This window comes from Aquimarina sp. MMG016 (assembly GCF_018100805.1).
Lineage (GTDB): Bacteria > Bacteroidota > Bacteroidia > Flavobacteriales > Flavobacteriaceae > Aquimarina.
This window is the reverse complement of record NZ_JAGJEA010000003.1, coordinates 406350-417584: the sequence shown is the minus strand read 5'-3', so window position 1 is coordinate 417584 and position 11235 is coordinate 406350. Positions and strand designations below refer to the sequence as shown.

The window sequence follows — 11235 nt, the reverse complement described above, 5'->3', positions numbered from 1 at the left end:
TCCGTTTGCTTTAGTTGTTTGTATCGATAGTTAAGAGATTTGATCTGCTTTCTTTTAGAATATTGCCATCTTGATCTAAATGAAATAGATTTCTACCAAAAACATCATATTCTATTCGTTGTCCATCGCCACGGTCATTAAGAATGCTCGTTGTGCCGATTAAAGGTTTTAATGTATAAGTTTCTATGGTAGAATTTTTTGGACATACTCTGACCTCATCGATATAAATTTCTTGTTGTTTTTTAGTAATGATTAGCGTTCCTCCTTGATGGACAAAACTGTTATGTTTCCATTGATTATTGGTGTATGACCAATAGGTTACCTCGTAATTAGCAGGAAATTCTCCTAAAGAAACGGTATTACCTGTATAGACATATTCACCAGAGAAAGCCTTATCAGACTTAATAACATTAGATTCTAAAGGATTTTCAAAGCTCTTTTTTATAAATAGAGGAGATGTATCACTAGTTGTCAACACTGCATCAACATAAAGCCCATCATATTCACTTCCTCTTTGAAACAGCTTCTGTTTAGCAGTTCTAGAATCTTTTTGAGCTTTTAATTTTCCCTGTTCATCATATATAAATTCTGTATATTCTACCGTCAGAGATTGAAAATTACCGTCTTGATCATAAGATGAGGATATAAAGTCTTGTTCTGTAAATGGCTCTCCGGTAGCCGGATTGTTTGTTATTAGACCTATTTTATGAGGTTTTCCGTCAACTAGATATTGAATAACGGATGATGATCTTAGTTTCCATTTAGATTCAGTATGTACCCAATTATTAGTTTCAACTTTTGGGTTTTCATATAATAAAGACTCTATTTTATTAGTATTATCATACTCTGACAAGTATTTGTTGACCGTTTTTTCTTTAAGTGTGTTATTGAAATAGTGTGTTATAGATTTAACCCTATTATAGTCAACGAATATGGGGTCTGTATTTCCTTCGTTTAAATAGACAAGGTCTTTTCTATTAGTAAGTTTAAGTGAATTATTAGCATTATCATAATCCGTTGTTTCTACACTTTTTAATACATCTTTGACATTATAAATGGGAAAAAACTCCAGATTATATCTAAAAACGGCTCCATCATCACCAGTATAATGAACATTATCAAATTGATAAGCATCAATTTGATTTTTTAGTATCATCTCATAAGTATATTCTACTTCTTTTTGTTTTTTGTTAGCAGCATTGTAGTATTCAATTTTTTCTAACAATTTCCTTAACCGAAAACCAGATAGTGATGGGCGGTAGTATTGTATTATATATCCTTTTTCAAATTGGTCATTGATTATATTTTTCTTCTTTGTAGTTACTTTTTTATAAAAAGATCCTGATTTTAATTGATAAAAGTTTTGCAATTGTAAATTGGTAATAAAAGAATCAGCAATAGGTGCATCCATCATTAGTGAGTAAGGAATATTACTTACTGTATATGCAGTAAGATACTGTAGGTTATTTTGATCTATTATCGGATCTCTTTTAGTAAAATATGTTTCCCAACTCAACAGTCGAAGACCTTCATCGTAATAACCTTCGTTATACACGTTATTAGGCACTTCTCCTTGTTCTGGGTATGTTTGATCGTATACAGCTAATCCAAACCCTTCTGGATTTTCATATGTATACTCTGTGTTCCCTATCAGTTCTTGATTTTCGTTATATATATTTATTTGATCAATAAGCAGCCCTCCATAATACATAGTGCCAGATTTATTTTCTTTATATACGTATTCTGTCTTACCACCAAAAGAGTTAGTAATTGATTGCAACACTCCTTTGATCATTTCATCTTTATTAGGGATCTTTTCGGAAGCAATAGGATAAATATAAATTGGGGTAATATTTGTATAATCATTATTTTGAGCGCCATTAGGGTACCCAAAAACATCTGCTGCAAAACTTACTGCATTTTCTCTACCATTAGGTTGATAGTAATAATCAAGTTTTCTGTATACAAAAGCGTCTTTATGGTTTTTACTATATTTTAATATGGATTTGATTTTCACCTCACCCTCATATTGACTTTGGTCTTGAGTTTGGCCAGTATAGTTGAATTTATATCCAGTTATATAATTTCCTTTATGATCATGTATAATAATCTCATCTAAGAGCTTAAATTTTTGTCTTTCTAAATCATCTAACCAAAACTGTGCACTTTGGGAGTTTACAATTTCATTTAATTTGTTATAATAACTTTCTTCTTTATATATAAACTCAACAGTCTCATATGGGGTGCTGATTTTTTTTATGTCTTTTCTGGAAACATCTTGAATAGAAATTTGTGGTTCGTATTTATTAGTTATTATAGGGTCGTTAAATGTAGGAGGTGTTCTCGGATCACTGTTAGTTTGTAACCTGGTCGCTTTGGCATGTAAAACAAATTTATTTAATCCTGTTTCTGTATAATCAAATTTTATAAAATCAGCATTATGGTTTGTGGTTATTTTATGGGCGTAGTAATTGTGAATGTCAGAAGAATCTATATAGGTTGCTCTACGTCTTTCTAGGTCCCAGGATTTATTGCGCTTTATTCCCTTTCTAAATGAATAATTTATTCCTTTGTTACTACTTATAGTAATATCAAAGTCTTCTTCGGTTTCATAGATATCTTCATCATAATTTCCATAACCATAACTTCGTAGCTTGTAAAAGTCTGTTGTTATATTTGAAACATCTTTACTATGATTAAATATCGTTGGATCTGAGTTACCTCCTTGATTAAACTTATCATATGTATATTCTGCAAAAAAACCATTACTCATCTTCATTCTATAGGTGTCTGGCGTTGCATCAACAGATTCAAAAATTACTCTAGCTTGATTTCCATTATATACTCCAGGATTCAAGTCATCATATTTATTATGAAAAAACCATCCATCTGGTGATTCGTCTACTAAATGGTTCACGGTTTTTTCAATTTCACCCCCAGCATGTAATTTCCACCCAAATCCTACATTAGATGGCACTTCATTAACCAGCATTCCTTTGGTGTTATACGATAATGAAATAGGTATAGAAACACCTTCTACCTTTATAGTATACAGAGGAATAGATATGTTTTCATTAGAGCTTAATTGTAAGCCATAAGAAACTCCTCGATCAACATCAGGTTCATCACTCTGCTGTGATAAACATACATTGCCAAATACCAATGAGAAGATTAACAAAAAATTGAATGATCTTTTTTTCATAGAAAAGAAATTAATTAGGTTTATATATAGGTAGTGCTCTTAAAGAGAAAAATGTTACCCCACTTTTTAAAAAAAATAAGTTTTCCTCTAACTTTTTTAAAAAATAAGCGGCAAATCTAAGGGAAAAAAGCAATATAGATCAATAGCTACATTGGGGTGTTTTCCCCCTTTGCATCAGATATTTGTTAAAGAGAATGATAATAACGACCAACTACACAAGATTAATCTTCATTATGATGAAAATGTTAAACTTTAACATTTCGATAGTATTATAATTATTATTTTCAAAAGGAATAAAAGTAGTGCTAATATTGCTTTTTCAGTAAAACATAGAAACCAACGACTGCTTTCGGTTGAGTGCTTTGTAGGTTCTCTACAAGGAGATATGTTTCTTTGTTGTGCGTGTTTTTAGTTATTTGAATTTCAGTAACCTATAAATTTATTATAAAACAATTCCAACACTTTAACGTTTTACTACTTGTACAAACTAAAATCGTTGTATTATGAAAACAATGAATAAGTGGTTATTATTGATTTTTAGTATCATAATAATAGCCTGTGGTGAGAAAAAGCAGAAAGCTGAGGCTACAGTTAAGCAAGAAACAAAGAAAACAACTGCTGCGGTAGTCACTAAAAAGAAGGTTCCTGCCAAAAAGTTAACTAAAAAAGAATTAAGGAAACTAAAGAGAGCAAAAAGAAAACGAGAGCGTGAAGCAAAAAGAAAAAAGCGTAAGCTTGAGAAAAATATGAAATAAGATATTGAAGACCGGATTTTAAATCCGGTCTTTTCTATATATAGCTAATTTAATTTTAGTTGTACATATACCGGAAAATGATCACTATACCCGCCCATATATTTTCTACCCACATAGGTTCTAAATGGTTTTCCTTTATAACGTCCTTTATATATTTTTAAAAAATCATCATCAAAAATAGAAGCATTAGAGAAGCTGTGGTTTCCTTTTTCATATTTATGAAAGTTATGACTAAAGACAATTTGATCAAAAAGATTCCATTGACTTCTATAGCTTGTCGTGCCTCTGTACCGTGTAAGTAAACGTTCCATAGGGTTATAAAAATCATGCTGAACCAAATGCTTTTTAATGCTTTCGCTATGGGGGTCATCATTAAAATCACCCATAACTATAACCTTAGCATCAGGGTTTTTAGCAGTAACGTTGTCAATAACTTCTCTACATTTTTGTGCAGCAGCGATACGCTTGTATGCAGTAGACTCAGCACCATCTCTGCGAGAAGGCCAGTGATTCACCAAAATATGAATCTCTTCTTGGTTGAGGTTTCCTGTTACTAAAAGAATATCTCGTGTATAGTCTCTTTCACCATATTCATTATCAACTAACACTTTAATACTCTCAGAATGTGTAACCGTAAAAAACTCCTTTTGATATAACAACCCAACATCAATACCTCGTTCATCCGGAGATTCGTAATGAATAACACCATAATTCTTATGAATAAGATGTTTGGTTTTAGCAAGATCTTCTAAAACAGCCTTGTTTTCTACTTCAGCAACACCTAGAAGTATTGGTGATTTACCGGTTTTACCAAAACCTATATTAGATATTGCGGTGCCCAGCTTAAATAGTTTCTTTTCATAGCGTTTGCGATTCCATTGTTTTTCAGAATCAGGCAAAAAATCATCATCCAGAGTATGAGGATCATCTTTGGTGTCAAATAGGTTTTCTAGATTATAAAAACCTACAGTATATAAGTCAGTTTCTTTTTTTTGGAAATAATTGCTGCGAGCCATAGTATATTTTTTACGAGAAACCACCTGAGGTTGTGGATTCAAGAAGACATAATATTGTACTTTTGCACACAATATAAGAAAACATTTATTGATGTTAGAACAAAAGAATATAGCATACGAAAAAGCAGTTTTGATAGGAATTGTAACCAAAAACCAAGATCAGGAAAAACTGAATGAGTTTTTGGATGAATTAGAGTTCTTAACATATACCGCCGGAGGAGAGGTGGTAAAGCGATTTACCCAGAAAATGGATATACCTAATTCTAAGACCTTTATTGGTTCGGGTAAGATGGAAGAGGTAGAGGCTTTTGTAGAAGCTAATGATATAGGCACAGTAGTTTTTGATGATGAATTGACACCTGCACAGTTACGTAATATAGAGCGTATTCTTAAAGCAAAAATCATAGATCGTACAAATCTAATTCTAGATATTTTTGCGCAACGCGCACAAACCAGTTATGCAAGGACGCAGGTAGAACTTGCTCAATATCAATATCTATTACCACGACTAACAGGTTTATGGACTCACCTCGAGAGACAACGAGGAGGTATTGGTATGCGTGGTCCGGGTGAAACTGAGATAGAAACTGACCGTCGTATTGTACGAGATCGCATTTCTTTGTTAAAGAAAAAACTATTAACCATCGATAAACAAATGGCTACCCAGAGAGGTAATCGAGGTAAAATGGTTAGAGTCGCCCTAGTCGGATATACCAATGTAGGTAAGTCAACACTAATGAATGTTGTTGCTAAGAGTGAGGTTTTTGCAGAAAACAAATTATTTGCTACACTGGATACAACGGTAAGAAAAGTAGTAATTGGTAACCTTCCGTTTTTGTTGAGTGACACCGTAGGATTTATCAGAAAATTACCTACACAATTGGTAGAAAGTTTTAAAAGCACACTTGATGAGGTGAGGGAGGCAGATTTGTTATTGCACGTAGTAGATATTTCGCATCCTCAGTTCGAAGATCATATAGACTCTGTAAACAAAATCCTAACAGAGATTGATTGTACAGATAAGCCAACTATTATGGTTTTTAATAAAATTGATGCATATCAACACGAAACGATTGATGAAGATGATTTGGTTACCGAAAGAACAAAGGCTCATTATACCTTAGAGGAGTGGAAAAAAACCTGGATGAGTAGAATAGGAGACAATGCGCTGTTTATTTCTGCAATCAACAAGGAAAATATAGACGAGTTCAGGAAACGAGTGTATAAGGAAGTAAGAGAAATCCACGTAACTCGTTTTCCTTATAATAATTTTTTGTATCCGGAGATTGTAGAGGAGTAGCTTTTAAAACTCATAATTAAGGCCTAATCCTATTAATAATTACTTGTCTTCAGTTGTTTTTACACACTGAGTTTAAAATTTTAAACAAAGGCTTTAATGAAACATCAAACACTTTTTATAGTATTAATGATACTATCTGTTTTTTCTTGTCAAAAAAAAGAAACCTTGGCAGAAACTACATCTGAAGTCAATTCATATCGAGTTCAATTAAAAGAAAATCAAGCTGAAAATGTATTGAATCAGAAGTTTGGCATATCAATGAGAGCAGGATGGTTAGATTTTGTACCATCGTTTTTGACAGATATCCCTAAAGCAGATACTTTAAGTATTCGGTTTACAAGCTTTCTCCATCAAAGAAAACTTAATAAGTTATATAAAGATGGTTTATTAGATAGTATGGAGTACCCTAGTAATAGAATAAAAAAGGGAGTTTATGTTATTAATGGATATAGAGACAATAAACAATTTGTTATAATTGATGCTAATAATAATTTTAGTTTTAAAGATGATACGGTCTTTAATTATGACATAAACTTTAAACACAGACTTCCTAAAAATGTTAATCTTCGGGATAGCATATCTTATATCACTGTAACTTATGATGATTTTGATGGAAAGGGAATTTCTAAAAAGAAATTAAAAGTAAAGCCCTTACCTAAGAAAATATCCTATCATGAATTTTTAACAGAAGATCAATTAAAAAAAATCAACAAAAAACAATTAAACGATATTTTTGATGTCCGGTTATTTTACCAGCAGGATTGGGAAGGAGTGTTAGCATTAGAAAACAGAAAATATGTAATACATGTTTTAGAGGGGCTAATAGGACCAAGAGTATCCTTCTATGAGGGTGATCCCACAACGATTGTCTATAATTCTGATCATCGTAAATATAGAATAAAAGACACACTTAAATTAAATGGTCAATTTTATAGAATAGATAGTATCACTATGGTTAAAGATGAATTATTTATAAGAAAATTAGATATACAAGCGCCCCAATGGGGATTTCTAAAAGGAGAAAAATCAGTTGATTTCAAATTTCAGAATATTCTTGAAAAGGAAAGAAAGATGAGTGATTTATTGCAAGATAAAGAATATGTATTAGTTGATTTTTGGGGGACTTGGTGTGCTCCGTGTAAAGCACTGACTCCGGATTTACAGCAGATCCATAAAAACTATGGGGATTTTTTAAATATAGTGAGTTTAGCCTATGATAAAGAAAAAGAGCCCGTACTGGATTATATTAACAAAAATAATATGGATTGGGAACATATCTTTTTACAGGGCAATGCCAAAAATGGCAAAGAGAAGAAACCCAAACTGATTAAGAATTTTGCTATCGAAGCATATCCCACATTTATACTCATTGACAAAAACCTTAGAATTATATCCAGGGGTGTTGGCAAAAAAGGATTACAAAAAGTGTTAGAAATATGTACTGCGGTACGAGCCAATAAAGAATATCAAAAGAAAAAAGCTAATAATTAAGGTTGTATACTTTGTTCCTAAAATTCATAATTAAGCCCTAATCCAATCACTTCTCTTACCTGAAAGTTTCCCGTGGCGTTATCATCGTAGATGGTCTGAAAAACAAAACTCCCGGAAATGTATTTGTTGACTACTAAATCAATATTTAGAGTATAATCCAAATCTACGTTCCATGGATCTTCGATGTAATTGGAGTATAGGTTAAGTAGGTTTTCTATAGTAATATTTTTGGCTAATTTAAATTTTGCATAAGCCGCCAGAGACCCTCCAAACTCAAACCTGGAACTTTTACCTGTATCAACCCCAAAATAATCTCCATCAACATAATCTGGACCACTAGTAAACTCACGATCTACAAAAATCATACGTGAAGTTACAGGAGCTATATTGATATTGAGGTCATCACTCTTTTTCCAAAGTAAACCTGGACCAATTTGTATAAAAGCAGGAGAGAAGAAGTGGGTTTCTTCAGTTCTAATAGTTTCATCGGTATCAGGATCTTTACTGAAACGATACCCTTTAGCAAACTGAGATCTAAAATTTACGAATAATGAGTAATTCCAGAAGCTTTTCCCTATACGCTGCCCCAATCTGGAGTTGAACTCTATTCGGTCATTGGTTTTACGAGCAAAACTTTCGCCTTTTAAAAAAGTAAGGCCATAATCTGCCAGGATTTTGTTATCCCAGGTTAAGCTATTCTTTTTATAATTAAATTCATAATTAGCAGTGGTATTACCAGCAATATTAGAGGTTCCTCCACCTTGCCAATCATTATTAAATGCTGATTGATTGAAAAGCAACGAGAATTTACCACTAGTTTTCCAGCCGACTTGTTCTGCTTCAGGAGGTTTTGGTGGAGTAATATCTTTTAGAATTTTCTTTAAAACATTAATATTAAGATCATTTGGCGTGTTCCTAAGAAGACTATCAAGAGCGCGTCTTAAGTCTACCTGAATAGAATCTAATTGCTTTACCTCCTGCCCAGAGGATTTATAAATAAAAAAGAGTAAGAAAAAAGCTAAGAAAAATCTTCTCATTTAGTTCTTATTGCAGAGGTAGATTGCAAAGATACTAGATATAGTAGGTTTATTCAAATAGGTTCTTCTGTAAACCTAATACATTATAATAGATCATTCTTTAGTATAAAAATGAATGACTATAATGTTTGTAAAAGCAAAAGAAGTAGATCAAAGGTTTTTGTTGCGCCTCAAAAATTGACCATATAGCACATTTAGAAAAAACGGGATTGTTTTTGTCAGATGATGATTACATGGAGCGGAGTCGAAATGTGTTGAGAATCGAAAAGTAATATTTCTCGACTCCGCTCGAAATGACAAAGAGAAGGACTTTTTAGCCCCTCTCTTTATGCATAAGAAACTTTTCTATTTTAGAAACCGTAATTCACTCCAAGACCGAATACCTCTCTAATCTGAAATGCACCAATAGCATTATCATCATAAATAGCCTGAAAAGCAATATTAGCAGATAGATATTTATTGATAGTCATCACGACATTAGCAGTATAATCAATATCTACGTTCTGAGGGTCTTCCAGGTAATTAGAATACAGATTCAAAATATTTTCCATAGACACGTTTTTCATGATATCGAATTTAGCATACGCGTTTACAAAAGCACCAAACTCAAATCTAAAAGACTCATTAGCATCAACACCAAAATAAGCGTTATTAGCGTCTAGTCTGTTTTCAGGGTTATTAGGGTCTGTAAAGTCTCCATCAACAAAGACAAACCTAGCAGTTGCTGGTGCAATGTTTACTTTAAGATTGTCACTTTTTTTCCATAGTAGACCAGGCCCTGTTTGTAAATATGCAGGAGAAAAAATGTGTGTGATTTCTGTTCTGGTTTCTCTTTGACCTATCACATTACCTGTATTAGTGTCTATGATATCTTCCTGGCCAAACTCATACCCAGGGGCAAATTGTGTTCGAAAATTTAAGACAAAAGAATAATACCAATTAGATTCTTTGATTTGTTTACCAACTAAAGAATTGAACTCAAAACGGTCATTGGTTTTACGAAGAAACTCTTGATCTTTAAGTTTAGTTAAACCATAATCTGCCAGGATTTTATTATCCCAGGCTAGGCTTCCTTTTCGGTAATTAAAATCATAAGATAATGAGAAATTTCCAGCAATATTGGATGTTCCTCCTCCAAGCCACTCTGCATTAAAAGCAGATTGATTGAATAAAAAACTTATGTTTCCCGCTCTGGTCCATCCGTCTTTTGGGCCTTCGTCTTTGGTTTCTTCTTGGGCAGCTACAAAAAATGTGCAAGCTAAAAATGATAGTGTGAAAAGTGTCTTTTTCATAGGTGATTAGTTTTTCTATATTTTAAAATTTATACATAACAAATGATGTCACTATTTATGGTTAGCAACATAAAGTTATGTTAACAAATGTATTTTAACAAATGTTTTCCGCCTTAAAGAGAAGATAGTTGATTAAGGTTTTTCGACAAAAAACAGGATTAAGCGATAAAGAGATTTATTTTCGTTTAAATAACGGAACAGAAGAACAGGCTTCTCCGTACATAATGCTTTTAGCCACAGGTTGTAATTTTTGAATGAGAGCAATATAGGCTCCTTCGGGAACAGGTTTATTGGCACAACCTTTTATGATCAAAAATTTGTCCTGATAGTGGGTAACATCAAGATCGTTGATAATCTCATTATATAATATAGTTTCCAGGGTTTCCGGAGAACCAACGACAACTTTTTTGGCAAAAGGAATTAGAGAACTTGTCAATAGCAAATATGCCCATCCGGGAATGATGGCGTCTGATGAGCAGGTCAATGCGACATACTGATCCTGATATTGACTCCAATCATGATCAGAAACGTGTTGCCTAAAGTCTTTTTCACGAAGTAATAAACCTTCAAAAAGCCAATCTTTAATATCAAAAATTACTCGTTTACCTTCTGGATAATAATCCTCTAAATCAAAAGTGATTAAGTTTTGATTATTAGCAACTCTATTTACAATTTCTTCTGCCATTATTTATATCCTATTTTTTCTGACAACCCTATTTTACTTTTAGCAAAATTTCCTGTTCCAAAAGCAATCTCCTTACCATCTTCATTATATATTGTCGATTCTGCGACGAATAGGTTTCTGGATTTGAATTTTACTTTTCCTATAGAAGTGAGTATTCCTTTATCGGCTGGGCGAATAATGTTAATATTAAATGATGTTGTGAGCACAAAAACATCTTCTAGTATTGAATTTACAGCAAAAAAAGCTGCATCATCAAGCAGTTTAAAATATACCGATCCATGTATAGCGCCCAGAGCATGAAAATACTTTTCTGATATCTTAAGCCCAACTTCTGCTAATCCATTAGAAATTTTTACTGTTGTTGTTTCATATAGATTGGTGTTGATATTAGCATTTAGATACATCTTTTCTAATTTACTGTAATGCTCTTGGTTCATTTTTTGACTTTTAGAAAGAT

General features: G+C 32.6%; 9 protein-coding genes. 3 read left to right on the top strand and 6 right to left on the bottom strand.

The genetic code is table 11. From position 1 onward, the window contains the following. Positions 1-10 precede the first annotated feature (10 nt). Positions 11-3202 carry a hypothetical protein gene (locus J8M14_RS08075; protein WP_211074084.1) on the bottom strand — a complete coding sequence of 1064 codons (3192 nt, stop codon included), beginning with the start codon at positions 3200-3202 and terminating at the stop codon, positions 11-13. Between the two features lie 503 nt (positions 3203-3705). Between J8M14_RS08075 and J8M14_RS08070 the strand changes: the two genes are divergently transcribed. Next, positions 3706-3957 carry a hypothetical protein gene (locus J8M14_RS08070; RefSeq protein WP_211074083.1) on the top strand — a complete coding sequence of 84 codons (252 nt, stop codon included), beginning with the start codon at positions 3706-3708 and terminating at the stop codon, positions 3955-3957. 44 nt (positions 3958-4001) lie between these two features. On the opposite strand, the gene J8M14_RS08065 is transcribed toward J8M14_RS08070, so the two are convergent. Then, the gene (locus J8M14_RS08065) at positions 4002-5015 is read right to left on the bottom strand and encodes an endonuclease (RefSeq protein ID WP_348772829.1); all 1014 of its coding nucleotides are present in this window, start codon (positions 5013-5015) and stop codon (positions 4002-4004) included. A gap of 49 nt (positions 5016-5064) precedes the next feature. Between J8M14_RS08065 and hflX the strand changes: the two genes are divergently transcribed. Further along, on the top strand, positions 5065-6273 hold the full coding sequence (gene hflX / locus J8M14_RS08060) for a GTPase HflX (RefSeq protein WP_211074082.1): 1209 nt from the start codon (positions 5065-5067) through the stop codon (positions 6271-6273). Between the two features lie 96 nt (positions 6274-6369). After that, positions 6370-7764 (top strand): TlpA disulfide reductase family protein, encoded by a 1395-nt coding sequence (locus J8M14_RS08055; RefSeq protein ID WP_211074081.1) that lies wholly within the window; start codon positions 6370-6372, stop codon positions 7762-7764. A 17-nt stretch (positions 7765-7781) separates the two neighbouring features. On the opposite strand, the gene J8M14_RS08050 is transcribed toward J8M14_RS08055, so the two are convergent. The 4 genes from J8M14_RS08050 to J8M14_RS08035 form a co-directional block, all read right to left on the bottom strand. Then, positions 7782-8801 carry a DUF3078 domain-containing protein gene (locus tag J8M14_RS08050; protein WP_211074080.1) on the bottom strand — a complete coding sequence of 340 codons (1020 nt, stop codon included), beginning with the start codon at positions 8799-8801 and terminating at the stop codon, positions 7782-7784. 350 nt (positions 8802-9151) lie between these two features. Then, a complete protein-coding gene (locus J8M14_RS08045; protein WP_211074079.1) occupies positions 9152-10093 on the bottom strand; it encodes a DUF3078 domain-containing protein in 942 nt (313 codons plus the stop codon). A 175-nt stretch (positions 10094-10268) separates the two neighbouring features. After that, a complete protein-coding gene (locus tag J8M14_RS08040; protein ID WP_211074078.1) occupies positions 10269-10778 on the bottom strand; it encodes a DUF2480 family protein in 510 nt (169 codons plus the stop codon). Further along, positions 10778-11215 carry a PaaI family thioesterase gene (locus tag J8M14_RS08035; protein ID WP_211074077.1) on the bottom strand — a complete coding sequence of 146 codons (438 nt, stop codon included), beginning with the start codon at positions 11213-11215 and terminating at the stop codon, positions 10778-10780. The genes J8M14_RS08040 and J8M14_RS08035 overlap by 1 nt, the downstream gene beginning before the upstream one ends. Between the last annotated feature and the right edge of the window lie 20 nt (positions 11216-11235).